28 protein-coding genes are annotated in these 26,753 nt (G+C 71.5%); 6 read left to right on the top strand and 22 right to left on the bottom strand.

Annotated elements, in window-relative coordinates:
* Nucleotides 1-41: 41 nt before the first annotated feature.
* The 5 genes from AC4BGC_RS02500 to AC4BGC_RS02480 all read right to left on the bottom strand — a co-directional run bounded on the left by AC4BGC_RS02500 (nucleotide 42) and on the right by AC4BGC_RS02480 (nucleotide 5,505).
* A complete protein-coding gene (locus tag AC4BGC_RS02500) occupies nucleotides 42-827 on the bottom strand; it encodes an SRPBCC family protein (protein WP_490554159.1) in 786 nt (261 codons plus the stop codon).
* Nucleotides 828-829: 2 nt separating this feature from the next.
* Complete coding sequence (locus AC4BGC_RS02495; RefSeq protein ID WP_490546311.1) at nucleotides 830-1,681, bottom strand: FAD binding domain-containing protein; 852 nt, start codon at nucleotides 1,679-1,681, stop codon at nucleotides 830-832.
* A complete protein-coding gene (locus tag AC4BGC_RS02490) occupies nucleotides 1,678-4,212 on the bottom strand; it encodes a xanthine dehydrogenase family protein molybdopterin-binding subunit (RefSeq protein WP_490546312.1) in 2,535 nt (844 codons plus the stop codon). Before AC4BGC_RS02490 ends, AC4BGC_RS02495 begins: the two co-directional genes overlap by 4 nt.
* A 1-nt stretch (nucleotide 4,213) precedes the next feature.
* Nucleotides 4,214-4,747 (bottom strand): (2Fe-2S)-binding protein, encoded by a 534-nt coding sequence (locus AC4BGC_RS02485; protein ID WP_490554157.1) that lies wholly within the window; start codon nucleotides 4,745-4,747, stop codon nucleotides 4,214-4,216.
* A gap of 107 nt (nucleotides 4,748-4,854) precedes the next feature.
* The gene (locus AC4BGC_RS02480) at nucleotides 4,855-5,505 is read right to left on the bottom strand and encodes a VOC family protein (RefSeq protein WP_490554156.1); all 651 of its coding nucleotides are present in this window, start codon (nucleotides 5,503-5,505) and stop codon (nucleotides 4,855-4,857) included.
* A 75-nt stretch (nucleotides 5,506-5,580) separates the two neighbouring features.
* Here AC4BGC_RS02480 and dapD point away from each other — a divergent pair, with 75 nt between their 5' ends.
* Together dapD and AC4BGC_RS02470 are read left to right on the top strand one after the other, a co-directional pair.
* Nucleotides 5,581-6,546 (top strand): 2,3,4,5-tetrahydropyridine-2,6-dicarboxylate N-succinyltransferase, encoded by a 966-nt coding sequence (dapD, locus tag AC4BGC_RS02475; RefSeq protein ID WP_490546315.1) that lies wholly within the window; start codon nucleotides 5,581-5,583, stop codon nucleotides 6,544-6,546.
* A 6-nt stretch (nucleotides 6,547-6,552) separates the two neighbouring features.
* Nucleotides 6,553-7,395, top strand: a complete 843-nt coding sequence (locus tag AC4BGC_RS02470) for a hypothetical protein (RefSeq protein ID WP_490554155.1) — start codon at nucleotides 6,553-6,555, stop codon at nucleotides 7,393-7,395.
* Nucleotides 7,396-7,447: 52 nt separating this feature from the next.
* Here the strand turns inward: AC4BGC_RS02470 and dapC are convergent, their stop codons facing one another.
* Both dapC and fdxA read right to left on the bottom strand, forming a co-directional pair.
* Nucleotides 7,448-8,575, bottom strand: coding sequence for a succinyldiaminopimelate transaminase (gene dapC, locus AC4BGC_RS02465; RefSeq protein WP_490554154.1), 1,128 nt, complete (start codon nucleotides 8,573-8,575; stop codon nucleotides 7,448-7,450).
* A complete protein-coding gene (gene fdxA, locus AC4BGC_RS02460) occupies nucleotides 8,572-8,898 on the bottom strand; it encodes a ferredoxin (RefSeq protein ID WP_490546318.1) in 327 nt (108 codons plus the stop codon). The genes dapC and fdxA overlap by 4 nt, the downstream gene beginning before the upstream one ends.
* A 57-nt stretch (nucleotides 8,899-8,955) precedes the next feature.
* Here fdxA and AC4BGC_RS02455 point away from each other — a divergent pair, with 57 nt between their 5' ends.
* Nucleotides 8,956-9,978 carry a GNAT family N-acetyltransferase gene (locus AC4BGC_RS02455; protein WP_490554153.1) on the top strand — a complete coding sequence of 341 codons (1,023 nt, stop codon included), beginning with the start codon at nucleotides 8,956-8,958 and terminating at the stop codon, nucleotides 9,976-9,978.
* Between the two features lie 15 nt (nucleotides 9,979-9,993).
* Here the strand turns inward: AC4BGC_RS02455 and AC4BGC_RS02450 are convergent, their stop codons facing one another.
* The 7 genes from AC4BGC_RS02450 to AC4BGC_RS02420 form a co-directional block, all read right to left on the bottom strand.
* The gene (locus AC4BGC_RS02450) at nucleotides 9,994-10,509 is read right to left on the bottom strand and encodes a flavin reductase family protein (protein ID WP_490554151.1); all 516 of its coding nucleotides are present in this window, start codon (nucleotides 10,507-10,509) and stop codon (nucleotides 9,994-9,996) included.
* Nucleotides 10,506-11,000: an NADPH-dependent FMN reductase gene (locus tag AC4BGC_RS02445; protein WP_490554150.1), complete on the bottom strand. Its 495-nt coding sequence runs from the start codon at nucleotides 10,998-11,000 to the stop codon at nucleotides 10,506-10,508. Before AC4BGC_RS02445 ends, AC4BGC_RS02450 begins: the two co-directional genes overlap by 4 nt.
* A gap of 129 nt (nucleotides 11,001-11,129) precedes the next feature.
* On the bottom strand, nucleotides 11,130-11,954 hold the full coding sequence (locus AC4BGC_RS02440; protein ID WP_490554149.1) for an esterase/lipase family protein: 825 nt from the start codon (nucleotides 11,952-11,954) through the stop codon (nucleotides 11,130-11,132).
* 38 nt (nucleotides 11,955-11,992) lie between these two features.
* Complete coding sequence (locus AC4BGC_RS02435) at nucleotides 11,993-13,708, bottom strand: VanW family protein (protein WP_490554148.1); 1,716 nt, start codon at nucleotides 13,706-13,708, stop codon at nucleotides 11,993-11,995.
* A 9-nt stretch (nucleotides 13,709-13,717) separates the two neighbouring features.
* Nucleotides 13,718-14,623 carry an N-acetyl-1-D-myo-inositol-2-amino-2-deoxy-alpha-D-glucopyranoside deacetylase gene (gene mshB / locus AC4BGC_RS02430; protein ID WP_490554147.1) on the bottom strand — a complete coding sequence of 302 codons (906 nt, stop codon included), beginning with the start codon at nucleotides 14,621-14,623 and terminating at the stop codon, nucleotides 13,718-13,720.
* Nucleotides 14,624-14,632: 9 nt separating this feature from the next.
* Entirely contained in the window at nucleotides 14,633-14,920 is a 288-nt protein-coding gene (locus AC4BGC_RS02425; RefSeq protein WP_490546325.1) for a hypothetical protein, read from the bottom strand.
* Entirely contained in the window at nucleotides 14,920-15,306 is a 387-nt protein-coding gene (locus AC4BGC_RS02420; protein ID WP_490554146.1) for a (deoxy)nucleoside triphosphate pyrophosphohydrolase, read from the bottom strand. The genes AC4BGC_RS02425 and AC4BGC_RS02420 overlap by 1 nt, the downstream gene beginning before the upstream one ends.
* A gap of 211 nt (nucleotides 15,307-15,517) precedes the next feature.
* Between AC4BGC_RS02420 and AC4BGC_RS02415 the strand changes: the two genes are divergently transcribed.
* Together AC4BGC_RS02415 and AC4BGC_RS02410 are read left to right on the top strand one after the other, a co-directional pair.
* Nucleotides 15,518-16,342, top strand: coding sequence for a hypothetical protein (locus tag AC4BGC_RS02415; protein ID WP_490554145.1), 825 nt, complete (start codon nucleotides 15,518-15,520; stop codon nucleotides 16,340-16,342).
* A gap of 65 nt (nucleotides 16,343-16,407) precedes the next feature.
* Entirely contained in the window at nucleotides 16,408-17,451 is a 1,044-nt protein-coding gene (locus tag AC4BGC_RS02410; RefSeq protein WP_490554144.1) for a hypothetical protein, read from the top strand.
* Between the two features lie 48 nt (nucleotides 17,452-17,499).
* Here AC4BGC_RS02410 and AC4BGC_RS02405 read toward each other — a convergent pair whose 3' ends face one another.
* Together AC4BGC_RS02405 and AC4BGC_RS02400 are read right to left on the bottom strand one after the other, a co-directional pair.
* Nucleotides 17,500-18,330: a thioesterase family protein gene (locus AC4BGC_RS02405; RefSeq protein ID WP_490554143.1), complete on the bottom strand. Its 831-nt coding sequence runs from the start codon at nucleotides 18,328-18,330 to the stop codon at nucleotides 17,500-17,502.
* A gap of 53 nt (nucleotides 18,331-18,383) precedes the next feature.
* Nucleotides 18,384-19,610 carry an NADH:flavin oxidoreductase gene (locus AC4BGC_RS02400; protein WP_490546330.1) on the bottom strand — a complete coding sequence of 409 codons (1,227 nt, stop codon included), beginning with the start codon at nucleotides 19,608-19,610 and terminating at the stop codon, nucleotides 18,384-18,386.
* Nucleotides 19,611-19,755: 145 nt separating this feature from the next.
* On the opposite strand from AC4BGC_RS02400, the gene AC4BGC_RS02395 reads away from it, so the two are divergent.
* Entirely contained in the window at nucleotides 19,756-20,967 is a 1,212-nt protein-coding gene (locus tag AC4BGC_RS02395) for a GAF domain-containing sensor histidine kinase (RefSeq protein WP_490554142.1), read from the top strand.
* A gap of 125 nt (nucleotides 20,968-21,092) precedes the next feature.
* On the opposite strand, the gene AC4BGC_RS02390 is transcribed toward AC4BGC_RS02395, so the two are convergent.
* From AC4BGC_RS02390 to AC4BGC_RS02365, 6 genes are all read right to left on the bottom strand, one after another.
* Nucleotides 21,093-21,779: a hypothetical protein gene (locus tag AC4BGC_RS02390; protein ID WP_490554141.1), complete on the bottom strand. Its 687-nt coding sequence runs from the start codon at nucleotides 21,777-21,779 to the stop codon at nucleotides 21,093-21,095.
* A 104-nt stretch (nucleotides 21,780-21,883) separates the two neighbouring features.
* A complete protein-coding gene (locus AC4BGC_RS02385; RefSeq protein WP_490554140.1) occupies nucleotides 21,884-22,519 on the bottom strand; it encodes a class F sortase in 636 nt (211 codons plus the stop codon).
* Nucleotides 22,516-23,583, bottom strand: a complete 1,068-nt coding sequence (locus tag AC4BGC_RS02380) for an ice-binding family protein (protein WP_490554139.1) — start codon at nucleotides 23,581-23,583, stop codon at nucleotides 22,516-22,518. The genes AC4BGC_RS02385 and AC4BGC_RS02380 overlap by 4 nt, the downstream gene beginning before the upstream one ends.
* 179 nt (nucleotides 23,584-23,762) lie before the next feature.
* The gene (locus AC4BGC_RS02375; RefSeq protein ID WP_490554138.1) at nucleotides 23,763-25,403 is read right to left on the bottom strand and encodes a peptide chain release factor 3; all 1,641 of its coding nucleotides are present in this window, start codon (nucleotides 25,401-25,403) and stop codon (nucleotides 23,763-23,765) included.
* A gap of 54 nt (nucleotides 25,404-25,457) precedes the next feature.
* Nucleotides 25,458-25,838 (bottom strand): SdpI family protein, encoded by a 381-nt coding sequence (locus tag AC4BGC_RS02370; protein ID WP_490546336.1) that lies wholly within the window; start codon nucleotides 25,836-25,838, stop codon nucleotides 25,458-25,460.
* A gap of 40 nt (nucleotides 25,839-25,878) precedes the next feature.
* Entirely contained in the window at nucleotides 25,879-26,643 is a 765-nt protein-coding gene (locus tag AC4BGC_RS02365) for an endonuclease/exonuclease/phosphatase family protein (protein ID WP_490554137.1), read from the bottom strand.
* Between the last annotated feature and the right edge of the window lie 110 nt (nucleotides 26,644-26,753).

The raw sequence follows: 26,753 nt of genomic DNA, 5'->3' as shown, positions 1-26,753 counted from the left end.
GTGGTCCGCCGACTCGGCGAGCCACGGGGTGACGGAGGCGATCAGTGGCGCAGGCGGCGGCGGAGCTGGCGCAGGGCGAGGAGGACCAGTACGGCGGCGAGGGCCTGTCGCCAGTAGGCCTTCGCGATCACCGGGAGCACGGTGGCGCCCAGGTCGAGAGCCTCGTCGTTGCCGGGCCTGTTGACCTCGCGGGGGTGGAGCTCGCGCAGGTTGTCCGTCGACGGCTCGGGGGCCGGGGTACCCGGCCCGGTGACCAGACCCGTGGGCGCGGCCGCCGAGGTCTCCGGCTCGGCGCTCGCGCTCTCGGCGCCGCCCTCGGCCGCGGCTGCGGCTGCGTCCGCCTCCCTCGCGGCGGCGCTCGCCGCGCTGGAGTCGCCCACCTTCTGCTCCAGGCAGGCGGTGAACTGCCCGAGCAGCTTGTCGCTGACGTCCTGCATCACCCCGCGGCCGAACTGCGCCGGCTTCCCGGTGATGTTCAGGTCGGTGAGCACCTCGACGCGGGTGGAGGTGCCGTCCGCGCCGTCGGGGGTCATCGTCGCCGTCACGTGGGCCCCGGCCGTGCCGTTGCCCCGCTTGTCCTTGCCCTTGGCGTCGATGACCATCCGGTGCGCCGACTCGTCCTTCTCCACGAAGGTGCCCGAGCCGTTGTAGACGAGGGCGATCGGGCCCAGCTTCACCTTGCAGCTGCCGGTGAAGGTGTCACCGTCCACGGATCCCACGGTGGCTCCGGGGAAGCACTCGGCCACGGACTCGATGTCGTTGAACGCCGCCCAGGTCTCCTCGATCGTCGCCGGGACCGTGAACTCGTGACTCAGCTCCATGCCCATGCTCAGCCTCCCGCAGCGGAGACGACGGCGCGGCGGACCAGGACCGTGGCGAGGTGCCGCCGGTAGTCGGCGTCCCCGTTGAGGTCCGAGGGCGGGTTGGTGCCCTCGGCGGCCAGGTCGCAGGCCTCGCGTACGCCGTCCGCGGTCGCCGGCTGACCGACCAGCGCCTGCTCGGTGGCCGTTGCGCGCAGCGGGGTCGAGCCCATGTTGACCAGGCCGATCCGTGCCTCGCTGATCGTGCCGCCGTCGGACTTCACCGCTGCCGCGACCGCGACGATCGGCCACTGGTGGGCGACGCGCACGAACTTCTCGTAGTCGGTGCCCCATCCGTCGTACTTCGGGATCCGGATGTGGGTGAGCAGCTCGTCCTCCCCCACAGCGGTCTCGAAGAGGTCCTGGAAGAAGTCGGCCGCGGCCACGGTGCGCTCACCGCCCTGCCCGGCGATGACCAGCTCGGCGTCCAGCGCCAGTACCGGCGCCCCGCAGTCGCCGGCGGGGTCGGCGTGCACGAGCGCGCCGCCCAGCGTGCCGCGGTGCCGGATCTGCGGGTCTGCCACCTCGGTGATCGCCTGGTGCAGCAGCGAGAGGCTGCTCTTCACGGTGGGGTCGGCCAGCAACCGGTAGTAGGGCACCATCGCGCCGATCAGCACGCTGTCCCCCTCGTCCACGACCTCCTGCAGCGTGTCGATCGCACCGATGTCGACGAGCAGCTCGGGTGCGTTCAGCCGCATCCGGAGCACCGGGAGCAGCGACTGGCCCCCGGCGATCACCTTGGCGTCGTCACTGGCGGCGAGCGCCGCGAGCGCGTCGGCCACCGAGGTCGGTGCGAGGTAGTCGAACTTGGCGGGGATCACTGGCCCGCTCCTTCCGTGCGGTCGGTCTGGCCCTCTTGGCCGGTGGACTCGTCGAAGTGCGGGGCCGCACCTCCGGTCGTCGGGTCCGATCCCCCGGCATCACCGGAGTGGATCGCGCGCCACACCCGCTCGGGGGTGCACGGCATCTGGATGTCGCTCACTCCGAACGGCCGCAGTGCGTCGACCACGGCGTTGACCACCGCCGGGGTGGAGGCGATCGTGCCCGCCTCCCCGACGCCCTTGGTGCCGAGGGTGTTCGTGGTGGCCGGCGTGGTGTTGTGGTCCACGTCGAAGCTGATCGTGTCGGCCGCGGTGGGCACGAGGTAGTCCACGAACGACGCCGAGACGAGGGTCCCGGACTCGTCGTGCACGGCCTCCTCCCACAGCGCCTGGGCGATCCCCTGGACGAGCCCGCCGTGCACCTGGCCCTCGACGATCAGCGGGTTGACCACGTTGCCGACGTCGTCGACGCAGGAGTACTTGCGCATCTTGATCTGGCCGGTCTCGGTGTCCACCTCGACGGCGCACAGGTGGGTGCCGTGGGGGTAGTTGAAGTTCACCGGGTCGAAGGTCGCGTCCGCGTCGATGCCGGGCTCGATCCCGTCGGGGAGGTCGTGCGCGGCGAAGGCCGCCAGGGCCACCTCGGTGATCGCGACCCCCTGGTCGGTCCCGCGTACGCCGAGCCGGCCCGCCTTGAACTCGATGTCGTCCACGTTGGCCTCGAGCATGTGCGCCGCGATCGGCTTCGCCTTCTCGATCACCTTGTCGGCCGCGCGGACCAGCGCCTCACCGCCGACCACCAGGGACCGGGACCCGTAGGTGTCCAGCCCCTTGTGCGCGATCGCGGTGTCGCCGTGCAGCACCTCGATGTCCTCGAAGGGGATGCCGAGCCGGTCGGCCACGATCTGGCTGAACGCGGTCTCGTGTCCCTGCCCGTGGGCACTGGCGCCGGTGAGCACCTCGACCTTGCCGGTGGGCAGCATCCGCACGCTCGCGTGCTCCCAACCGCCGGCGCCGTAGTCAAGGCTGCCGAGCACCCGGCTCGGCGCGAGGCCGCACATCTCGGTGAACGTGGAGACGCCGATCCCGAGCTGGACCGGGTCGCCCGCCTCACGGCGCCGCTTCTGCTCGGCCCGCAGCTCGTCGTACCCGAAGCTGGACTTGGCCATCTCGGTGGCCACCTCGTAGTTGCCGGAGTCGTACTCCAGCCCGGCGACGGTGGTGAACGGGAACTCCTCGTGCTTGATCCAGTTCTTCTCCCGGACCTCGAGGGGATCGACGCCGAGCTCGGCCGCGAGCTCGTCCATCAGCCTCTCGATGGCGTACGTCGCCTCCGGCCGGCCGGCTCCCCGATAGGCATCGGTCCACGTCTTGTTGGTGAGCACCGTCTGGACGTTGAACTGGTAGGCCGGGAACTTGTAGATCGCGTTGAACATGAACGCGCCCAGCACCGGCACCCCACCGCCGACGAGGCTGACGTAGGCGCCGAGGTCGGCGAGCAGCTCGACCTTCAGCCCGGTGACGGTGCCGTCCTTCTCCGCGGACAGGGTGAGCTTCTGCCACTGGTCGCGACCGTGGTGGGCCGCCATCAGCGACTCGGAGCGGGTCTCGGTGTACTTCACCGGCTTGCCCAGCCGGCGGGCCAGCACCATCGTGATGAACTCCTCCGGCGTGCTGTTCAGCTTGCCGCCGAAGCCGCCGCCGACGTCGGGTGCGATCACCCTGACCTTCGACTCCGGGATGCCGAGCACGTTGGCGAGCAGGAACCGCAGGATGTGCGGGATCTGGGTCGAGGACCACATCGTCACCTGCTCGCCGGTGGGGTCGACCACCGTCGAGCGGGGCTCCATGAACGCCGGGATCAGCCGCTGCTGGCGGTACTCGCGCTCGATCACGATGCCGTCGCCGCGTGCCTTCTCGATGGCCTGGTCGACGTTGCCGCCGGTGCCGGCCTGCTCGGAGTCGAAGACCCACAGCGCCGACTTGTTGGTGCCGAGGTCGGGATGCGCGAGCACGGTGTCGGCCGCGGACTCACGCAGGTCGAGGGCGGCCGGGAGCTCCTCGTAGTCGACGTCGACGAGCTCGGCGGCGTCGCGCGCCTCGGCTGCCGTGCGGGCCACGACGACGGCGACGATCTCGCCCGCGAACGCCACGTGGTCCACCGCCACCGGCGGATGGGCGGGAGTGACCTGGTCGGGGGTGATCGGCCAGGCGTTGGGCAGCGAGCCCTGCTCCTCGGCGACGTCCTTGCCGGTGATCACGGTGACCACGTTGGGGGCGGCCTTGGCGTCCTCGGTGTTGATCGCGGTGATCCGGGCGTGCGCGAAGGGGCTGCGCACCATCGCGAGGTGGAGCATCCCGGGCAGGGTGATGTTGTCGGTCCAGCGGGTGCGACCGGTGATCAGCCGCTGGTCCTCCTTGCGGCGCCGGTCGCGCCCGATCTCCATGCCGGTGCCGCCCGAGCCGTTGGCCGAGCCTGCCGAGGCGTCGACCGACCCGGTCGAGGCGGGAGCGTCCTGGGTGGTGGTCATCTCACATCACCGCCGTCTCGGTCTCGGCGTTCTCGGCCGGGGCCCCGTCCGCGGTCGTGTCCACGGAGCCGCGGGCCGCGGTCTGCACTGCCTTGACGATGTTGTGGTAACCGGTGCACCGGCACAGGTTGCCCTCGAGCCCGACGCGGATCTCCTCCTCGCTCGGATCGGGGTTCTCGTTGAGCAGGTCGACCGACTGCATGATCATCCCGGGGGTGCAGAAGCCGCACTGGAGGGCGTGGCACTCGTGGAACGCGGCCTGCACCTTGTGCAGCGCCCCGTTCTCCCCCGCCGTCGCGGCGAGTCCCTCGATGGTGGTCACCTCGCCCCCGTTGGCCTGGACGGCGAGGACGTTGCAGGACTTCACGCTGCGCCCGTCGAGGTGCACCGTGCAGGCGCCGCAGTTGCTGGTGTCGCAGCCGATCACCGTGCCGGTCTTGCCGAGCTTCTCGCGCAGGTACTGCACCAGCAGCATCCTGGGCTCGACTTCGTCGGAGACCCGGTCCCCGTCGACGGTGAGTTCGATACGTGCCATGGGCGCACTCCATCATCAGGTGTCGGCTTGTGTGACCCCGCTCACAGTAGGGCGCGCCGGTTGGCGAAAGGTTGGCCCCCGAACCCCCGGGTCGGGTGACCCTCGCTTCACTGCGCAGGTGCGGCGAAGACGCAGAACTCGTTGCCCTCGGGGTCTGCCATCACCGTCCATCTCGGCAGCTCGGCCAGCACGGTGGCACCTGCCGCCAGGAACTCGCCGACCTCGCCGTACACGTCCCAGTGGATCCGGTTCTTGACGGTCTTGGGCTCAGGGACGGGATCGAAGACCATCGCCTCGAAGGGCAGGCCGGGAACACCACTCAGGGACCACCAGGGATCCCCGTCATTGTCCGCCTCGCCCCCGCACACCGAGGCCCACCAGCGTGCCTGCGCCTGCGCGTCCCCGCTGTCCACGACCAGCTCGTAGCCTCGGTACGCCGGCAGCGCACCCTGGCGCACGAAGGCGCAGAACTCGCCGCCCTCCGGGTCGAGCAGCACCGTCCAGGGGTCGCCGCCGTACCCGGGTGCGGGCCGGGCCCCCAGGGACAGCAGTGAGTCGACGGAGTCCGTGTGCACGTCGAGGTGCACCCGGTGCTTGACCGTCTTGGCCTCGGGCACCGGACAGATCCCGATGCCCATCCCCTCCTCGGTCCCCACGACGTCGCCCGGGTCGCCGGGATCGCTGGGCTCGGCGAACGAGCACCCGGTCACGGCCGCCCAGAACCGACCGAGCTCGGTGCCCGGTCGGGCGCTGTCCATGCACAGCTCCTTGAACCTCGTCACGCCGTTCTCCCCTCACTGGCCGGCGCCTGCCCCACCGGTACCCTTCTGGCCATGTCCTCGCAGTCACCAGATTCCAGCCTGCCCGAAAACTCACGCGCGTGGGGCCACGGCCTGGCCACCATCTCCGATGACGGCACGGTCCTCGACACCTGGTTCCCGGCCCCGGAGCTGGGCACGACGCCCGCCGGCGCGCCCCCGGAGGAGCTGACGGCGCTCGCGCGCAAGCACCCCGAGCGCCGGGTGCGGACCGAGGTCGTCACCGTCGAGATCGACCTGGCCGAGGCACCGAAGGACGCGAGCGACGTCTACCTGCGCCTGCACCTGATCAGCCACCGGCTGGTCCGTCCGCACGGGCTCAACCTCGACGGCATCTTCGGCAAGCTCGCCAACGTCGTGTGGACCAGCGCCGGCCCCTGCTCGGTGGCCGACTTCGAGCAGGTCCGCCTCGCCCTGCGGGGCAACGGCCCGGTCCAGGTGTTCGGGGTGGACAAGTTCCCCCGGATGACCGACTACGTGCTCCCCAGCGGCGTACGCATCGCCGACGCCGACCGAGTGCGCCTCGGCGCGCACCTCGCCGAGGGCACCACCGTGATGCACGAGGGCTTCGTCAACTACAACGCCGGCACCCTGGGCAGCTCGATGGTCGAGGGCCGGATCAGCGCCGGGGTCGTCGTGGGCGACGGGTCCGACATCGGTGGCGGCGCCTCGATCATGGGCACGCTGTCCGGTGGCGGCAAGGCGGTCATCTCCATCGGCGAGCGCTGCCTGCTGGGCGCGAACGCCGGCATCGGCATCTCCCTGGGCAACGACTGCGTGGTCGAGGCGGGTTGCTACGTCACCGCCGGGACCAAGGTCAGGGTCGAGGGCCTGGACTCCGAGCCGCAGGTGGTCAAGGCGGCCGAGCTCTCCGGGGTCGACAACGTGCTGTTCCGCCGCAACTCGCTGAGCGGCGCGGTCGAGGCGCGCCCCTGGGCCGGCGAGGGCATCAGCCTCAACGCCGCGCTGCACGCCAACTAGACCCGCATGCGTTTCCGCTACCTCGTCTTCTTCGTCGTCCTCGCGGTCGTCGTGGGCGTCGGAGTGGCCATGTGGCGCGGGTCCGGCCCGCTTCGCGACCCCGAGGGCTGCTCGGCCGCTCTCGGCGCCCACCAGGTCGACCTCAGCGTGGAGCAGGCCGAGAACGCCACCCTGATCGCCGCGATCGGCCTGAGCCGGGGCCTGCCTGCCCGGGCCGTCTCGATCGCGCTGGCGACGGCGTACCAGGAGAGCAAGATCGCCAACATCGACTACGGCGACCGGGACTCGCTGGGCATCTTCCAGCAACGCCCCTCCCAGGGCTGGGGTACGCCGCAGCAGGTCCGCGACCCGGTCTACGCGACCAACAAGTTCTACGACGCGCTGGAGAAGATCCCCGACTACCAGAGCCTGCGGATCACCGAGGCGGCCCAGCAGGTGCAGCGCTCGGGCTTCCCCGAGGCCTACGAGGACCACGCGGCGGACGCCCGCACCCTGGCCTCGGTGCTCACCGGCTACAGCCCCGGCGGGCTGTTCAGCTGCGTGGTGCACGAGACCACCGAGCGCAGCACCGCGGACAAGCTGGTGCGGCACCTGGAACGCGCCTACGGGGACCTCGACGTGACCCGCACCGGGTCGCGCCAGGACGTCGTGGTCACCGTGGGCAGCGGCGAGGCAGGCCAGCGCCTCGGCTGGTCGGTGGCGCAGTTCGTGGTGGCCCACGGGGTGCAGCTACGCCCCCAGACCGTGACCTACGGCGGGAAGCAGTGGCGCACCGGCCGGGACTCCGAGGACGGCTGGGTGGACGGCGCCGCCGGCAAGCCGTCCCGGGTGCGGGTCAGCCTCGGCTGAGGTCTTCGACAGCACGTCGGTCGAGCCTGTCGAAACCGGCCTTGTGGCCGGCTCAGGCGGTGAGGCGCGCGGCGGCGGCGGCCACGCGCTCGTCCGTCGCAGTGAACGCGACCCGGACGTGCTGGGTGCCGGCGTTGCCGTAGAAGGCGCCGGGGGCGACCAGGATGCCGCGGTCGGCGAGCCAGGCGACGGTGTCCCAGCAGGGCTCCTCGCGGGTGGCCCAGAGGTAGAGCGAGGCCTCGGAGTGGTCGACCCGGAACCCGGCGCTCTCGAGCGCGCCCCGCAGCGCGGCCCGGCGTACGGCGTAGCGGGCGTGCTGCTCGTCGACGTGGACGTCGTCGTCGAGGGCGGCGACCATGGCGCGCTGCTGCGGGCCGGGCATCATCAGCCCGAGGTTCTTGCGTACGGCGAGCAGCTCGCCCACGACCGCGGGGTCGCCGGCGACGAAGGCGCACCGGTAGCCGGCGAGGTTGGACCGCTTGGACAGCGAGTGCACCACGAGGATGCCCTCGGAGGAGCCGCCGGAGATCTCCGGGTGCAGCACCGAGAGCGGCTTCCCCTCCCAGGCGCACTCCAGGTAGCACTCGTCGCTGACCAGCAGCGTCCCGCGTTCGCGGCACCAGTCGACGACCTTGCGCAGGTGGTCGGGGGGCAGCACCCGCCCGGTGGGGTTCGACGGCGAGTTCAGCCACAGGATCCGAGGGGTCCTCGGGCCGATCGCGGTCAGCGAGTCGGCCGCGAGCACGTCGGCGCCGACGAGCCTGGCCCCCACCTCGTAGGTCGGGTAGGCCACCTCGGGGAAGACCACGAGGTCACCGGGACCGACGCCGAGGTGCAGCGGCAGCGACGCGATCAGCTCCTTGGAGCCGATCGTGGGCAGCACCGAGTCCAGCCCGAGGCCGGTGACGCCGTGTCGCCGCTCCAGCCAGTCGGCGCACGCCTGCCGGGTCTCGGGCAGCCCGATGGTCACCGGGTATCCGGGAGAGTCCGCCGCATCGGCGAGCGCCTGCCGGACGACCTCGGGGGTCGGGTCGACAGGGGTGCCGATGGAGAGGTCGACGATGCCGTCAGCGTGCGCGCCCGCCCGGTCGGCGTACGGCACCAGCTGGTCCCACGGGAAGTCGGGCAGCCGGGAGGAGACCAACCCGTCGGGGATCGGCCCGGGAATGGCCGTGGTCACTCCGCCTGGGGTTGGGGAGGCAGCGCTGCGACCAGCGGGTGGTCCTTGTCGATCTCACCCATCTTGGCGGCACCGCCGGGAGACCCGAGGTCGTCGAAGAAGTGCACGTTGGCGTCGTAGTACTCCTTCCACTCCTCGGGCGTGTCGTCCTCGTAGTAGATGGCCTCGACGGGGCAGACCGGCTCGCACGCACCGCAGTCGACGCACTCGTCGGGGTGGATGTAGAGCATCCGCTTGCCCTCGTAGATGCAGTCGACCGGACACTCGTCAACGCACGCGCGGTCCTTCAGATCGACACAAGGCTGGGCGATGACGTAGGTCACCTGGGTCCTCCTGAGGTTCGGTCCGGGAGCGGACGGCTGCAAGCCTAGTATCCCACCGTGGCCGACGACGACAGCCCCGAGGTCCGAGACACGGGACCGCGCATCGTGAGCGGCCTCGGGCCCCACGTGGTGGGACAGCGAGTGGTCGTACGCCGGGTGCTGCGCGGTGAGACCGGCCCCTCGGGCGGCCCGGCGATGACCGACGTGCTCGGCATCTGCGAGTCGTGGGCCGGCGGCGTGCTCACGGTCCGCCGCGAGGACGGCCTCCTGGTGGAGATCGCCACGGCCGACGTCGTCTCCGGCAAGCCGGTCCCGCCCCGCCCCTCGGTGCACCGGCGCCTCGGCGACGCGCAGGCCGACCTGCTGGCGCTGCCCGGCTGGCGCCCGGTCGAGAGCGCCCCCCTGGGCGAGTGGCTGCTCCGAGCCTCCGGCGGGTTCTCCTCCCGCGGCAACTCCGTGCTCGCGCTCGGCGACCCGGGGATGCCGCTCGAGGAGGCGGTGAGGCAGGTGACGCAGTGGTACGACGCCCGCTCACTGCCCCCGCGGGCCCATGTGCTCCCGGGCGGGGCGGAGGCCGCGGCCTTCGAGGCGGCGGGCTGGGCGGCGTACGACCCGACGCTGCTGATGCTCGGATCGGTGGCCCGGGTGCTGCGACGCCTCGGCCGTGACCAGGTGGCTCTGCCCGGCCACGGAACCCGGGTGGACCAGGGCTGGCTGGCGACCGACGAGCGGGCGTCCCGCTACGGCGAGGCCGCGGTGAGCGTCCTCGAGGCGGGCGAGGTCACCTTCGCCACCGTCAGGGACGAGGACGGCACCGTGCTTGCCCGCGGCCGGGGAGCCCTGCACGGCGAGTGGGTCGGGGTCTCCTCGCTGTGGACCCGGGAGGACCTCCGCGGCACCGGACTGGGCAGCGCGGTGCTGTGGTCGCTGCTGGAGTGGGGCGCGGAGCGTGGGGCCACGACCGCCTACCTGCAGGTGGTGGAGTCCAACGATGCGGCGCGACGCATGTACGAGCGCCACGGCTTCGAGGTGCACCACCGCTACGCCTACCTCGTGGCCGAGGGCAGGCAGGCGCGCTGAGCGACCGGGAGCCCCTCAGGCGGGCGTGGCCAGCCTGCCGAAGCCGCTGCGGTGGAAGACCAGCGGACGGCGGCTCCCCGGGTCGTTGACCGCGTGCAGCCGCAGCAGCACGATCGTGTGGTCCCCCGCGGCGACCTCCTCGTGCAGGCTGCAGTCGAAGGACGCGACCGCCTCGTCGAGCAGCACTGCCCCCTCCCGGGTGGTGCTCGTCGCGAGTCCGGCGAACCGGTCTGCGGCCGGTCCCGCCAGCTGGCGGCAGGCGCGGTCGTGGTGGTCGGCCAGGACGCTGAGGCCCAGGTGCGGGGAGCGACGCAGCGCCGGCCAGGTCGCCGAGCCGTTCGCCACCGCGAACGAGACCAGCGGAGGATCCAGGCTGACCGAGGTGAACGAGCTCGCCGCCAACCCGACCGGGTGGCCGTCCACCTCGGCGGCCACGGCGACCACGCCGCTGGGGAACGCGCCGAACGCGGACCTGAGCACGAGCGGGTCGAGCGCCTCGAGGACCGGCGAGCCCGTCGTGGCCCGGGTCATGCCGGGACTCCCAGGTGTCGCTGCAGGAGCGGCCGCGCTCGGCCCAGCCAGGCGTCGTACGCCGAGTCGAGGACGTAGAGCCCACGGGCGGGGACGGCAGCGCCGATCTCGGTGAGCACCGGCCGCAGGGTCAGCTCCGGAGCCAGCGCGTGGGCCGGCCCGGCTCCCAGCATCAGCGGGACCGCCACCCCGGTGATGCCGTCGGCGGCGAACCGGTCCAGGAACAGCTTCAGCAGGCCGGTGTAGGTGCCCTTGTAGGTCGGGGAGGCGACGACCACCAGCTCGGCCGCGCCCACCGCCGCGACCAGGTCGGACACGACGGGGTCCTTCCAGTCCAGCAGCGCGGGGCCGAGGTCGGCGAGGTCGACGACGAGGTCCGGCTCGGTACCGGTGAGGGCCCGGGCGAGCCACTCCGCGGCCGCGCGGGTGCGCGAGCCCGGTTTCGGGTTGCCGACCACCACGGCGACCCTGGGCGCAGGTTCGATGCTCAACGTGTGGTCCTCACCTGGTTGGAAAAAACTGCCTTATGTTTACTGCTTTAGTAGATTATCAAACGACGGCCGGTTCTGCTCGTCCCCACTCGGTGTCACGGGTGCGGCGCGGCGGGGCCGCGACCGCGGTCAGGACAGGCAGGACGGCCGGTGGGCCGGGTTCGCCGGGCCCTCGCGGCCCAGGGCGTTGAGCACCCACCCGATGGCAGGTCCGTCCATCGGGATGAGCACGTGGCCGGCAAGATCGAAGGGACAGGAGGCCTGGAGCTTGATGTTCGTGGTGTTGTCCCCCGCGAGGTATCCCGAGGTGTAGGGCAGCACGACCTCGTCGTTGCGGGTGACGATGTTGGTGTAGCTGACCTCGCCCGGGGTCTCGTCGCCCGCGTTGAGGCGGCGCAGGAAGTCCGACCCGGTCTTCTGCTGCAGGCAGGCCGGGCACACGTAGCTCAGGCCCGGGGTCAGCAGGAGCGGGTTGGACGTGCCGTGGTTGGAGGGCGCGAGCCCGACGAGGTCGTCGACCTTGTCGGCTCCCCCGAGGAACTTGATGTAGTACCGCGGCATCATCCCGCCCTGGGAGTGGCCCACCATCGAGACCTGCCGCGCCCCGGTGCTGGCCAGGACCCTGTCCACGAACGTCTTGAGCTGCTGGGCCGACTGCTCGATGGGGCCGGTCGCCCGATTGCCGTAGTCCAGCGCGAAGACGCAGTAGCCGGCCGTCCGCAGGCGTGAGGACAGCCGGCCGAGCAGGCTCATGCTGTCCCCGAAGGTCCCGTGGACGATCACCACCGGCTCTGGGTGCGCCGCGGTCGGCCGGCACGACCACGGGTCAGCGGCCGTTGCCGCCTGCACCGCCACCCGAGGTGGGGCAGCACCCGCGGACGGGGCGGCGAGGATCCCGGTCCCCAGGGCCAGTGCGGTGAGTACGACGGCGATCCTGCTGGTCCGAGCGCGCATGTGGTGATCTCCAGGTCAGCTGCCTCGAGTCGGCTCCACTACGGCTTCGGCGGGGGCCCGCATCGAACGGTGTCACCAGCGATGTAGTCGGTGTGGAACTTCTCCTTGCGCAGCACCTTGCCAGATTCGAGGTCCCGGAAGTAGCGGAAGACGTCCACGCTGAAACCCTGCGTCCCGCTGGCCGGCTCGCAGTCCTCGTCCTGGAGGTACCGCACCTGGGGCGACCTGAAGTTGTAGCGGGACCCGGTGGTGGTGGTGATGTCCCAGCGCTTGGTGGAGTACATCGACACCGTGGCCGACCCCTGGCTGCCCGGGGTGGACTTGACCACGTTGGCCTTGACGAGCACGCCGTACGGCGAGTCGTTGGTGAACTTCAGGTCGAGCGTCGGCCAGGCCACGGTGGCCTCCCGGCCCTCGGGGTAGCGGTCGATGTAGACCGAGTGCGGCTTGTGCTCCACGTCCTTGAGCCCGGCGAAGAACATCGCGTTGAAGGTGGTCGTGGCGATCTGCGAGACGCCTCCGCCCAGGTCCTTCTTGAAGATCCCGTCGGAGACGATGTAGCCCTCGGTGAACTGGTTCTCCGCGGTGCGCTCGCCGACGATCCCGTTGAGGCTGAACGTCTCCCCCGGCTTGAGCAGGGTGCCGTCGATCAGCTCCGCCGCACGCGAGAGGTTGACGTTGCGGTACTCCGCGTAGGGGAAGTTCGTGGTGAAGGTGCTCACCTGCTCGGTGATCTTCAGCGCCTTGGCATCGGCGGTGGTGAACTTCGGCTGGCTGGTCCTGCCCTCGACCTCGAGGCTCCGCTGCGGCCCCGTCGCCACCGCGGCGTCGAGGAACCCGGTCTCGATCTCCTCGGGGTCGAGCTCCACCCCGACTCGTGCGGGGACCACGCGCGGCTTGCCGTTGCGCACCACGATCTCCGCGTCCCGTGGCTCCCGGCCGAGCGTGCGCATCACCGGTTCGAGCGCCTCGAGCATCTGCTCGCCGTCCACCCGCGGCTCCAGCTCGCCTTCGGCGGCCTCCATGGAGAGGGCCTTGCCGAACAGGCGCGGCGGCGCCTTCACCCGCTGGCCGCCGAGGACCAGGGTCACCGGCCCGGACATGGCTGGCTCGGCGAACTCGTCGAGCGCGCGGCGTACGGCCTCGTCACTGACCTCGGGCTCACGCACCGTGGTGGGCAGCTTCTGGGTGCCACCGCGCAGGAACCGGCTCTCGATCACCGACTCGGCCTTGTCGCGGTCGACCACCCGGCCGGGCCGGGCGAGGACCGGGACGGCACGCCCCTGCTTGAACTCGATGTTCCCCTCCACCGGGGGCGAGCCGAGCTTGGTCTCGAGGTCGTCGAACCTCGCCTCCAGCCTCGACCGGTCCACCGCGACCACCGCGGGGTGGTCCTCACCACCGGTGATCACGGCCCACATGCGGCTCAGCCCGAATCCCGAGCCGCCACCGGCCTTCTCGACCGAGGCGGCGTAGTCGACCGTGAGCCCCGCCGCGGCGGGCTTCACCTTCGCGGAGCGCCCGTCCCCGTAGGTCAGCACGACCGGCTGCTCCTCCCGGGGGCCCAGGCGGTCACGGAGTCGCTGCTCCGCCTCGCCCGGCGAGAGCCCGGCGATGCTGATGCCCTCCACCTTGGCGTTGCGGGGGGTCGAGTCACCGGCGACCAGGTACGTCGCCGTCCAGCCGCCGGCGCCGAGGACTGCCAGGCCCAGGACTGTCCATCCGGCGACCTTGGCGCCGAGCTTGTCACTCACCACCGGGCCTCAGCCGAGCCCGGCGAAGAGGTCGGTCTCGAGGCCGTCGGGTCCGACCGGGCCCTGGTGGCCCTTGGCGATCCGGAAGAACTCGGTCCCCCAGATCTCGTTGCCCTTGTTGTTGGAGAGGGCGAAGAACGGCCCGTCCACCGCGATCTGGGTGGCGTGGGCGCGCATGGCCTCGCGCTTGACCCCGGCGTACTCGTCGGCCTCGACCTTCGCGGCGAGCTCCGAGTCGGGAACCATGAACGCCGGCAGGTCGCCGTCGGGGTCCATCCCCTCGAAGGTGGTGGTGTCGCCAGCGGCGCGCAGGTCGCGCAGGCCCTGCCGGACCCGCTCCACGGACATCGCCCCCCAGTAGACCTTCGCGACGTCGTGGGCCTCGCCGAGGTCACGACGGAAGGACGGCACCGCGGCCAGGGCCACGGCGTACGTCGCCACGCGGTGGGCCTGGATGTGGTCGGGGTGGCCGTAGCCGCCGAAGTCGTCGTAGGTCACCAGCACCTGCGGACGGACCTCGCGGATGATCTCGACGAGGTAGCTGGCGGCCTCGGTGAGGTCGGCGTTCCAGAACGCGTTCGCGTGGACGTCGTCGGCCGGGATCGCGTGCCCGTCGGAGTGCCACTGCATCCCGGAGTCGCGGTAGCGCTTGAACCCACCGAGGTAGCGGTGGTCGGTGACCCCGAGCGCCTTCATCGCGTTGGTGAGCTCGATCTTGCGCTGGTCGGCGAGGGTGTCGTCCTTGTCGGCCGCCATGTGCTCCATCTCGGGCACGAGGATCTCGCCCATCTCCCCGCCGGTGCAGGTCACCAGGGTGACCCCTGCCCCTTCAGCGACGTAACGGGCCATCGTGGCGCCCTGCCCGATGCTCTCGTCGTCAGGGTGGGCGTGCACGAGCAGGAGGTGCTTGTTCATGGGCTGATCCTATGTGGGCGGGAGAGGTGGCTCCCGTTTCAGCCGTCGCGGAGCGTCCGGCAGGACGAGCGGGGAGGGCGCCTCAGGCGGGGCGGGAGGCTCAAGCCAGCCGTCGTACTCCTCCAGGAGGATGTCCAACATCACGTCCGGAGCATCGGTGGTGACCACCCAGGGGTGGTCCTCGTCGTCGTCCTCGCCGGCGAAGCGCTCACGCTCGCAGGTCGCCTCGAAGCCGTTGGTCCGGAGCCGGGCGGCGACCGCACGCGCGTCGTCCTCGTCGAACAGCACCGCACGCATCAGGTGCCTCCCAGCAGATCGGCGAGCGGAGCCAGGAACGGCACGTCCGCCGGCGCCCAGCGCACCTCGCCGAGCTGCTCCGCGCCCAGCCAGCGAACCGCGTCGTGCTCGGTGGGGACCGGGTCGCCGTCGACCAGGCGGGCCACGGCGACGCGCAGGGTGAGGTCCTGGCTGATCCGGCTCTCACCGTCGAGCCAGCCGGTCACCGCGATGCCGCAGCCGAGCTCCTCGGCCAGCTCGCGGATCGCCGCCGCCACCGGGTCCTCCCCCGGCTCCACCTTGCCGCCCGGGAGCTCCCAGAGTCCCGCCAGCTCGGAGGGACCCGACCTGCGCGCGGCAAGCACCCGGTGCTGCTGCACCAACGCGACACCCACGACCTCCTGCACCAGCGCAATCTAGCCAACCGCGACCCCCGGGCCCGACACCCGGGGTGAGCCGTTGGCAGGCTGTGGACATGAGTTCGCGGCCAGCCGACAGGGCCCTCGACGGCGACTGCGACGACGCCGGGCGGGTCGACACCCCCGCCTTCGGCGAGGGAGGTCCGTTCTCCGGAACGGAGGCCTGAACCCACGCGGCTCGCTCACTAGGATGCCGGCCATGCCGACGGCCTCCCGTGTCCCGCTAGCCTCCCCCTCCCCTGCCAAGGGAGCAGCGCCGGCGAGGGCGACCGGCCTGCCGCCCGTGCTGCTGCTGCCGTGGCGACTGGCGAACGCGGGGATCACGGTGACGCTCGCCGCAGGGGCTCTCCTGGCACCGCACGGGCCCGTGCGGCGCCGTGGCGGGTACGCCGACCAGGTGGCCGCGCTCTTCGGCGAGGACGGCATGATCGGCAAGCTCGACGCGATGTCGCGCGATCCCGAGAGCCCGCTGGGGCGGATCGCTGCCCTGGCTGAGGCGGCCGGGTCCGCGCGTCCCCTCGGCCGGGCCATCGCGAATGGCGGCGTCCTCGACCGGGTGCTCTCCGAGGACGGCCCCCTGACCCGGTTGCTCAGCGACGGAGGCGCCGTCGACCGCCTCCTGGCTTCCGACGGTCCCCTCGACCGGCTGCTCGCGCCGGGCGGTGCCCTCGACCGCTTGCTGGTCGAGGGCGGCCCGCTCGAGCGCCTCCTGGAGGACGACGGCGCTCTGGACCGGCTGACGCGTGCAGGAGGGGCGCTGGACACGGTGCTGCAACCCGGTGGGCTCCTCGACCGGCTGCTCGACGACCGTGGCTTCGTGGAGAAGCTGGTCGCCGACGGCGGCACCCTGGACCAGCTGGTCGCCCTCGGCCCGATGCTGGAGAAGGTCAATCCACGTCTGCTCGAGCTCGTGGCCCTCGTGCCCGACCTGCGCGACTCGATCGACGTCCTCGCCGAGTCGGTGGGTCCCCTCGGCGACCTGGCCAACCGGCTCCCGGGGCGCCGCAAGGTGCCCCCGACCTGACCCCGCCGTCCCCCGGCTCCCCCTGCTCCCCCCACGCGGGTGGCACGAGCCTCTACGTTGGCACGGTGGACCATCCTGACCAGCCGCACCTCCACCTGCGGCGTACCGACGAGAACTCCGCCGACATCGACGCCGCCGAGGACCAGCTCGGCCGGCGCGTGGGGATCGACGGCGTCCTGGCGAACCTCAACCGGTCGGCGCAGCGCACCCGGGTGCCGGGTCTCGCGGTCCGGCAGGGCTTCCGCTGGGACGACACCGACCAGGCCACGCAGCGCTGGTGGCCCCAGGGGATCACCACCTCGGCCGACGCCAGCGACACCGAGGACATCGGCGGGCGGCGCCTGCTGGTCACCAGCTGGTACTCCAAGAACGTGGACGGCCAGAACCACGGCAGCCGGGTCACGGTGGTCGACATCGACTCCCTGGAGTACCGCCACGTCCTGCTCGTCGTCCCCGAGCGCGGCCGCGACGGCCGGATCGAGCTGAAGCCACTGGTCGTGCACGCCGGCGGCCTGGTGTGGCGCGGCCCCTACCTGCACGTGGCCGGCACCCGGCGCGGGCTCTCCAGCTGCCTGGTCGACGACCTGATCCGGGTGAACTCGACCGAGGACACCTTCGGCTATCGCTACGTGCTGCCGGTGCGGTTCAGCTACTCAGCTGCGGCGACCAACGGGGTGGAGCAGCTGCGCTACTCGTTCCTGTCCCTGGACCGCAGCTGCCAGCCCCCGCGGCTGATCGCCGGGGAGTACGGCGTGCGCGAGATGACCCGGCGCCTGGCCAGCTTCCCGCTCGACCCGGACACGCACCACCTCGCCACGCACGAGGACGGCACCTCCCGGCCGGCCTGGCTCGACGACCGCGGGATGGGCCACATGCAGGGGGCCGCGGTCGTCGGCGACACCTACTACGTCACCGCCAGCCGCGGCCGGCACCGCCTCGGCCAGGTGTACGTCGGCCGGCCCGGCGACTTCCGCCCCTTCCCCCGCACCCTGCCGGTCGGCCCCGAGGACATCTGCTACTGGCCCTCGACCGACCAGCTGTGGTCACTGACGGAGTACCCGGGCAAGCGGTTCGTGTTCTCGATGGACCGCGCGCAGTTCCACCGGTGAGCCGGCGACCGGCGTACCCAACCGCCGCCGGTCAACCGACGCGGGGGCTCAGCTGACCGGCCGCGGCAGCAGCGCCAGCTGGCGGGACTGGGCGACGAGGCGGCCGGTGGAGTCCCAGACCTCGCAGTCCTCCTCGAACATGCCGCCGGAGATGTTGCGGCTGGCGTGCCGCACGATCGCCCAGCCGGGCGCGGGCCTGGTCCGCACGTGCGCGGTGAGCTCCAGGGTTGGTGCCCACCCGGGCAGGCCGAGGTCGAAGGTGACCGGAGGCAGCGCGTCGAGCACCAGCAGCAGCGCGATCGGGTCCAGCGGCCGGTCGTCGGCGAGCTTGAACCAGCCCTGGATGATGCCGCTGCGGCTCGGCTCGCCCAGTGCCCAGCCCGCGTACGCCGGGTCGAGGCGGGTGCCGAACCGTGCGAGGAGCGGGGCGACGGTGAGGAAGTCCGGAGGCGCATCGGCCGTGGCCACGCACTGGTCGACCGGGGGCAGCTCGGGAGGCGGGATCTCCCGCAGCACCTCGCCCGGCGCCTGGTCGAGGTCACTGAAGACGGCCAGTGCGGTGATCCGTTCGACCTGCCGGCCGTCCTGCTCCTGGACCAGGGTCGCCGACACCGTGGAACGACGCTTGCCCTCGCGCACCCGGCGTACCTGCACCACCGCAGGGCCCGGCACGGTCGGGGTCAGGTAGTGGGCGGTGACGGTGACCGGGTCCGGCTGGCCCGCCTCGGCGAGCTCGGCCCGGATCGCGTTGCCGATCACGGCGAGCAGGTAGCCACCGTTGAGACCACCCCCGATCCCCCAGCCGGCGCCGAGGTCGACGGCGTACTCCCCGTCGGCGTTGCGGTGGTTGGCGATGCCGTGGTCGAGCTCGAAGTCCATGCGCGGACTCTACGACGGGCGCATCGGCGTACGGCGCGGCCCGCCTCCGAGGCTCATGCGTAGCCGGCGGGGGTCCCCCACGTCGCGCTGCGCGAGGAGCCGTCGGTGATCACCGGGCAGTGGGTGCCGACGAAGTTGGTCGGCATGCAGCGGTTGCAGTGGATGCACAGCGACGGGGTGCTCGCGTCCGCGGCGATCCGGTTCACCAGGTCCGGCTCGCGCAGCAGCGCACGCCCCATCGCCACGAACTCGAAGCCCTCGTCCATCGCGAGGTCCATCGACCGGCGGTCGGTGATCCCGCCCAGCAGGATCATCGGCAGGCTGATCTCCTGGCGCACCTTGCGGGAGTGCTCGAGCAGGTAGGCGTCCTGGTAGGGGTACTCGCGGATGAACTGCTTGCCCCCGTAGCGCATCACGGTCTTGATCGGCTGCGGCATCACCTCGGCGAACTCCTTGACCGGAGCGCCGCCGCGGAAGAGGTACATCGGGTTGAGCAGCGAGCTCCCCCCGGTCATCTCGAACGCGTCGACGGTGCCGTCCTCCTCGATCCAGCGTGCGGTCTGGATCGCCTCCTCCAGGGTGATGCCGCCGCGCACCCCGTCGGACATGTTCAGCTTGGTGATGATCGCGATCCGGTCGCCCACCACCTCGCGTACGGCGCGCAGGACGCCGCGGCCCACCTTGGCCCGGTTCTCCAGCGAGCCGCCGTACTCGTCCTTGCGGTGGTTCAGCTTCGGGCTCAGGAAGGCGCTGGCGAAGTAGCTGTGCCCCAGGTGCACCTCCACCGCGTCGAAGCCGGCCTCGATGGCCCGGCGCGCCGCGTTCGCGTGCGCCGCGGTGATCCGCTCGATGTCGGCGACCTTGGCCTTGCGCGAGATCCCGCCGGACATGTTCGGGAACCGGGTGCTCGGGGCCAGGGACGGGAGCTTGTTCCCGCGGGCGTCGGCCACCGGGCCGGCGTGGCCGATCTGGGCGGAGATCGCGGCGCCCTCGGCGTGCACCGCGTCGGTCAGCGCGCGCAGGCCGGGCATCGCCTCGTCGGTCCACAGGATCTGCTCGGGGGCGGTGCGGCCGTCGGGCGCCACGGCGCAGTAGGCGACGGTGGTCATCCCCACTCCCCCGGCGGCGTACGCCCGGTGGAAGTCGACGAGGTCCGTGGTCACGCGCGAGGCGTGGCTGAGCCCTTCGTACGTCGCCGCCTTGACCACCCGGTTGCGCAGGGTCAGCGGGCCGATCCGGCCCGGGGTGAAGACTGTCGGCTCTCCTAGAACGTGTTTCACTTTCCAAGGCTAGCGGGTCCTTTTCCGTGCGGAAAGCCGCTGAGACGGGATCTTCACATTTGTCCGGCTCAGCCGTAATTTGGATCAGCGGAGCACGATGAACATCGGTCCCCCGAACCGGGGTCCGTGGACGAGGGGGCGAGGCATGTCTTCGAGTCCTTGTCCGCCCGTCCGTCCGGCCGACGCCGTGCTCGACATCTTGTCCCGACCCGACGACGCCGAGCTGCTCGAGCTGGTCCGGCTCGCCGCCGAGGTCTGCGAGAGCCAGGCCGCGGGGATCACCATCCAGCGTGGGGACAGCTACCACGTCCCGATCACCCACGGGCTGGCTCCGCTGGTGTGCTCCTCCGACGACACGTTCTGTCGCTACACGATGAGCACCGACGGCGTCTTCTGCGTCGAGGACGCCACGACCGACCCCCGGTTCGCCGGCATCAGCTGGGTGGACGGCCGCCTGGCGCAGACCCGGTTCTACGCCTCGGCCCCGATCCACGCCCCCACCGGGGAGATGGTGGGCCGCCTGTGCGTCATCGACCCCGCGCCCAAGGTGCTGAGCAAGCTCCAGGAGCGGACCCTGGATGCACTCGCGCTCAGCGCCACCCGGGTGATCGAGCTGCGGATGCTCCAGATGCCCCCGGTCACGGCGATCTCCCCCGAGGCCCACCGGGCCGGGGCGATCCCGATGGAGCAGGTCGCCGCCGAGCTGAGCCACGACCTGCGGGTGCCGCTGAGCGCGGTGATCGCCAGCGTGGAGATGCTCCAGGACATCCTCAGCGAGGAGCCGGAGCGTGCCGTCGGCGCACTGCTCACCAGCGCGATGCGCGCGGCCGATCGGATGGACCGGATGCTCGACCAGCACCTGGGGTCACGGTCCGGTCCGGAGCCGACCCTGGACGAGGTCGACCTCGAGCAGGTGGCGCACCAGCTGGTGCTCGACTCGGCGCCCCTGCTGGAGCCGCTCGGCGCGGTGATCAGGACCGGGCAGCTGCCCGTCGTACGCGCGAACCCCGACGACATGTACTCCGTGCTGCAGAACCTGGTCACGAACTCGGTCAAGTTCGCCCGCCCCGGGCTGCCGCCGGTGGTGCGGATCGCGTCGCGGCAGACCCACGGTGGCTGGCGCATCTGGGTCCGCGACAACGGGGTCGGCATTCCCGAGGACCGGCGGGTGGACGTCTTCTCGATGTTCAGCCGGGTCCACGACGACGTGGCCGGGCACGGCATCGGACTGGCCACGGTCGCCCGCATCGTCCGGGCCAACGGCGGCAGGGTCGGCGCGGAGTCGGTGCCCGGTGGTGGCACCGAGATCTGGTTCGAGCTCCCCGACACCGACGCCCGGCACGAGTCCGCGAGCTGACCTTGCTGGAGGCCCGTCGCGGGCCGCGCCCGCAACCCTCGCGGCCCGGACGTGGCCGACCCCCGTGACCTGTGGGCCACGGGGGTCGGAGTCATTGCACTGCGAGTGGACTCAGAGGTGAGCGATCACTTGCCGGGCGTGGTGTTCACGGTGATCTTGGCGGTGCCGACCAGCAGGCCGGGCTTGACCGCGTCGGTCTTGAAGGTCTCGTTGAGCAGCGGTGCGGCGACCGGCGAGATCTTGACCTGGGTGCCCTCGAGGGTCGCGGTGCCGGAGCCGGTCTGCAGCGGCTTCAGCGTGCGGCCGTCGAGCTCGAACACGTAGGCGCTGGAAGCGGCCGTCTTGCCGTTGACGACCACGTCGCCGTACACCCTGGAGACGCTGGGGTCGACGTTGAGGTTGTTCAGCTCGACCTTGGTGTCACCCGCGGTCAGGGAGAGGCCGGAGCCCTCGTGCTGGATCTGGCCGATGACGTACGGCGAGACCGCACCGGGCTTGAACACGGTCACGTTGCCGCCGCTGACCGGGAACACCAGGGCGCCGTCGGTGAGCTTGGCGGTGCCGGTGGTTCCGGGGGTGAGCTTGAGCGTGGTCAGTGCGTCCACGAAGCCCTGGTCGAGGGCGACCTGGGTGTCGTTGCCCTGAAGCGAGACGATCTCGGCCACCGGCTTGGGTGCCGAGGCCTTGCTCGAGGACGAGGAGGACGACGAGCTGCTGCTGTCGTCGCTGCTGCCGCACGCGGCGGCGGAGAGGCTGGTGGTCGCGACCAGCGCGACGACGGCGAGGGTCTTGCGGGAGAAGATGGTGCTCATGGGAAGTCACATCCTGTGGCTTGGCTTTGGGTTCGAAGCTGTCTCAGGAGGTGGTTCGCCACCAGCAGGGTTACGGATTGGTGCGTCTCAGGGGAGCTCAGGGCTCAGGCGTCGGGGAGCAGTTCGGCGAAGACCACGACGTTCTCCTCGAAGACGTTCGTGCCGGCCACCAGTCCCCCGCAGGTGATCAGCCTGAGTCCCGCGTGGTCGATGTTGCCGTAGACCTTGCGGGTCGGGAACCGGGCCTTCTCGAAGTGCTCGATCCGGGTCACCCGGAAGGTGGCGGTGCTCCCGTCCCTGCGCTCCACGTGGATCCGGTCCTCGCGGCGCAGGTCGGTCAACCGGGCGAAGACACCTGGCTCCACGAACCGGACGTGGCCCACGATGATGGCCGGCCCCAGCTCCCCCGGTGTGGGAGCACCGGTGAACCAACCGGCGGGAAAGGCTCCCGGCGGCGTCTCGAGCGCGCCGTTCTTCTCCAGGTCGAGCGCCATCAGGTCGGAGTCCACCTCGATGGCGGGGATCCGCAACCGGGTGGGGACCGAGCGCGGCATCGACGGCGCGGCGGCCTTCACCGCGGCCGGCGAGGGTGAGCTCGCTGCCGGCGGCTCGGCCACCGCGCGAGGTGTCGGCTCGGTGCTGCCGCAACCACCCAGCGCCATCGCCCCCAGGGCCAGGCACGCCGCCAGCGGGGCCCGCCACCTCCTTGAGCGCAGAGGTGACGGACGTGTGGTGCTCACCCGCGTTCGCGCCCGCGGCCCCGGACGGCGAAGACCAGCGCCGCGAGGATCGCGAACGCCGCGCCGCCCAGCGCCCCCACCGGTGCGCGCTCGGTGCTGACCGGTCCGACGTAACCGGTGTCGACGGATCCGGTGGGAGTCCGCTTCACCTGGTTGTCGGTGAACGTGCCCGTGCCGAACGAGCCGCTCTGGGTCCCGCTCTGGGCGCCGGAGCCGGCCGAGCCCCCGGTGGCGCCGGGCGTGGCCGGCACCGGTGCGGCACTGGGTGCCGGGGTCGGGCTGGGGGCCGGGGTCGGCGGAGTGGCGGTGCCGGGGGCCACGGCGGTGTCTCCCGCACAGGTCGGGGTGGTGATCACGTTGCGGTTCAAGTTCACAGCACCGTTGCGGGCCAAAGCGCGGCCCTGGAGTGTCGCGCCGTCGTTCATGGTGATCGTCGTGAGAGCCATGATGGTGCCGACGAACGTGCTGGTTTTCCCCAACGTTGCCGAGCTTCCGACCTGCCAGTAGACGTTGCAGGGGTTGGCGCCGCCCGTCAGGACGATCGAGGCCGCGTCCGCGACGGTGAGCGTGGATCCAGCCTGAAAGACCCACACGGAGTCCGACGTCCCGCCGTCGGTTCTTCCACCGTCCAGGGTCAGCGCACCGGTCAGCGCCATCCCCGCCCCACGGTTGTAGATACCAGCGGTGAGCACCTCGCCGCCCAGCTCGTCGTCGGAGGCTTTCCTCGGCGTCTGGTCGGCTGCATTGACGTAGGCCGCCGTGAGGTGGTCCTTCGCGGTCAACGCCACTCCATCGGCCACGTGGTACGTGCCGCCCACCACCATGCTGCCGTTACCGGTGACCGCCGTGCCGGGGTGCAGTCCGACGTCGCGACTGATGGTCGTGGCCCCGGTGTTGGTCACTGTGGAGCCGGCCAGCACCGAGAAGGCAGAGGCAGTTCTCAGCGGCGGCACCTCCACGGCAGCGTGGGCGGCGCCGGAGAGCGGCCCGCCGACGAACAGGGCAGCGAGTGCTGCTGCGGAGCTGGCGCGGTAGAGATTGGTACGGGTCGACGACGAGGGCATCAATACGGGTCCTCTGCTTGTGAACGTGGCGCCCTGAGGGATTTCGAGGTGGGGCTTATCCGGCAAAAACGCCGCGATCTGCCCTCAGCATAACCTCTGAAAGAGAACTATTTGGACATTTCTCTCGACGAAGCCCACGAGGCGACCACACCCGCGCCTGGCAACCGGCGACCGGTCGGTCAGCGCTCCCCCGCCAGGAGCGGCTCCAGGGTGAGCTCTGGATGGTCGCGCTCGACCACGCTGATCCGCCACTTGTCCGGAGCGAGCACCAGCAGGGTGCCGTCGTTGCGTTCCATCACCTCGAGACCGCGGATGGAGCCGAGCTCGGCGGCTGACGCGGCATCGGTACGACGGGCCTGGGTGTAGCCGAGCATCTCCAGCCGGATCGGGGCGCCGAACTCGCTCTCCATCCGGGCGACCGCGACCTCGAACTGCATCGGCCCCACGGCCGCGAGCACCGGCGACTGCGCCCCGCGCAGGTCCGAGCGGAGCACCTGGACCACGCCCTCGCCGTCCAGCTGCTCGATGCCGCGCCGGAACTGCTTGAACCGCCCGCTGTCGGCCGCCCGCGCCACCGCGAAGTGCTCGGGCGCGAAGGTCGCGATCGGCGGGAAGGTGACCGGCTCGTCGAGGTAGATCGTGTCGCCGATCTTCAGCGAGAGCGCGTTGACGAGCCCGACGATGTCGCCGGGGTAGGCGGTGTCGATCACGGCACGCTCACGCCCGAAGATCGCCTGGGCGTACTTGGTCGCGAAGGGTCGCCCTGTCTGGGCGTGCGTGACCACCATGCCGCGCTCGAAGACACCGGAGCAGACCCGTGCGAACGCCACCCGGTCGCGGTGGTTGGTGTCCATCCCGGCCTGCACCTTGAACACGAACGCGCTGAACGGCGCGGCCACGTCGCGGACCTGGGCCGGACGGCCGTCCGGGCCCTCCTCGCCGTAGCGGAAGGCCGCGGCCGAGGGAGCCAGCTCGATCAGGGTCTCCAGGATCGCCGCGACGCCGAAGTTGGAGATCGCCGAGGCGAACAGCACCGGGGTGGTGAACCCGCTGAGGAAGAGGTCCTGGTCGTGGTCGGCCCCGTCGCTGGAGAGCAGGTCGGACTCCTCGACTGCCGTGTCCCAGGCATCCCCCTCGCGCGCGGCGGCCGCGTCCGCGCCCATCCGCTCCTCGGGTGCCCGGGTCGCGCCGCCCGCCGTACGCGTGTAGGCGACGTAGTCACCGGTACGCCGCTCCAGCACCCCGCGGAAGTCGCCGGCGATGCCCACGGGCCAGGTCAACGGAGTGGGGACGAGCTTGATCTCGTTCTGGATCTCCTCCATCAGCGACAGCGCGTCGAGGCCGGGACGGTCCCACTTGTTGATCACGGTGATCACCGGGATCCCCCGCGCCTTGCAGACCCGGAACAGCTTCAGCGTCTGCGGCTCGAGCCCCTTGGCCGCGTCCACCAGCATCACCGCGGCGTCCACGGCGGAGAGCACCCGGTAGGTGTCCTCGGAGAAGTCGGAGTGACCGGGGGTGTCGACCAGGTTGACCACGTGGTCGCCGTAGGCGAACTGCAGGGCCGCGGAGGTGATCGAGATGCCGCGCGCCTTCTCCATCTCCATCCAGTCCGAGACCGTGGAGCGCCGCCCGGACTTGCCGTGGATCGCACCGGCCTCGTTGATCACCCGGGCATGCAGCGCCAGAGCCTCGGTCAGCGTCGACTTTCCGGCGTCGGGGTGGCTGATCACGGCGAAGGTACGTCGACGGGCCGCCTCGCGGCGTACGTCCTGCTCGTGGGGCGTGCTGGGGCGGCTGTCTGTGGGCGTGGAAGTCACGGGGTCCTGCATCATCGGGGATCGGCCCGGCGGCGGCACGGGCGACTGCCCATTCTACGGCCCGCTGGGACCCGGGCCGGCCCCTGCAGCTCGGGCTGCCCGGCCGCCGGCCACCGCCCCGTAGGTGACGAAGCCGAGGACCGCCACGCTGCCGACGAGGACCGCGACCGCCGCCACCTCGATCGAACCGACGAGGAGGGCGACCAGCCCCGCGACGACCGAGCAGCCGGCCGCCGCGACGGTGGGGCGCTCGGCGCGGCGATGCCCGGCCAGCCAGGCCTCGTCACTGGCCATCGTGCTGGGGATGCGGATGCCGACGTACGCGTTGCGGCCGAGCCGTCCGGCGGCCGCAGCGCGCGCCATCCACCACAGCATGGCGCCCGTGCCCAGCATCACCGCGCCCGTCACCAGTCGGACGGCCAGCTCCTCGCTCATGGGCGGGGACCCTAACAACCAGCCCGGCGGCGTACCTGCCTCAGGCCAGGTCGACCGTCAGCGCACGGTGGTCCGACATTGGCAGCCGCCGTACGCGCGAGCCCACGACGCGCTCGGCGATGCCCTGCGTCGCGAGCACGTGATCGAGCTGCGACCACGGTGACCCTGCGGGGAAGGTGCGGCCAGTGACCAGCGAGGTCATCCCCGTGAGGCGTTCGGCCCGCGCCTGCCCCATGTTCAGGTCACCCATCAGCACCAGCGGGCCGGCGCCCGCGTCGAGACCATCGCGGACGACGACCAGCTGCCGGCGGTTCCACCAGCCGAGGAAGGTCAGGTGCGTGGTGGCTACGGTCATCGGACCAACCGGTGTTTCCACCACCGCCGCCACCGCGACCCGCGGCTCGTCCTGGAGCATCGTCGGGAGCCGGCCTCCGGTGAGCCGCATCGCTCCCGTCATCGGTGCCGGCGCGAGCCGGAGCACCTGCCAGGAGCGCACCGGCAGCCGGGAGAGGAGCGCGACGCCGTACGCCGCAACGTCGGGGGTCTCGGTCCCGTCAGCGGGTGTCCACGCCGCCCCCGGTGTCCCGGTGAGGGCGGCGACGAAGCGGTGCTCCACCGCTCCCATCGCCTCGGCGGCCACGGCCGTCAGGTCCGCACCTCCGGAGCGCGGCTGCGAACGATCGACCTCCTGCAGCGCCAGCACGTCGGCGTCCAGCGACCGCACCGCATCCGCGAGCCGACCCACGTCGACCCGCCCGTCCCCCGGATCCCGCCCGTGCAGGATGTTGAACGTCGCCAGCCGCATCCCCCGAGTCTCCCCCAGGTCACCCACGGCAGAACCGCATGTAAATCGGGGTTATGGACGCTCATCAAGGCTCGGACCGGGCCCGAAGCGTCCACAACCCTCGCCCAGTT

The organism is Nocardioides sp. Z38_18 (assembly GCF_058215695.1).
This window is presented reverse-complemented; position numbering and strand designations above follow the sequence as displayed.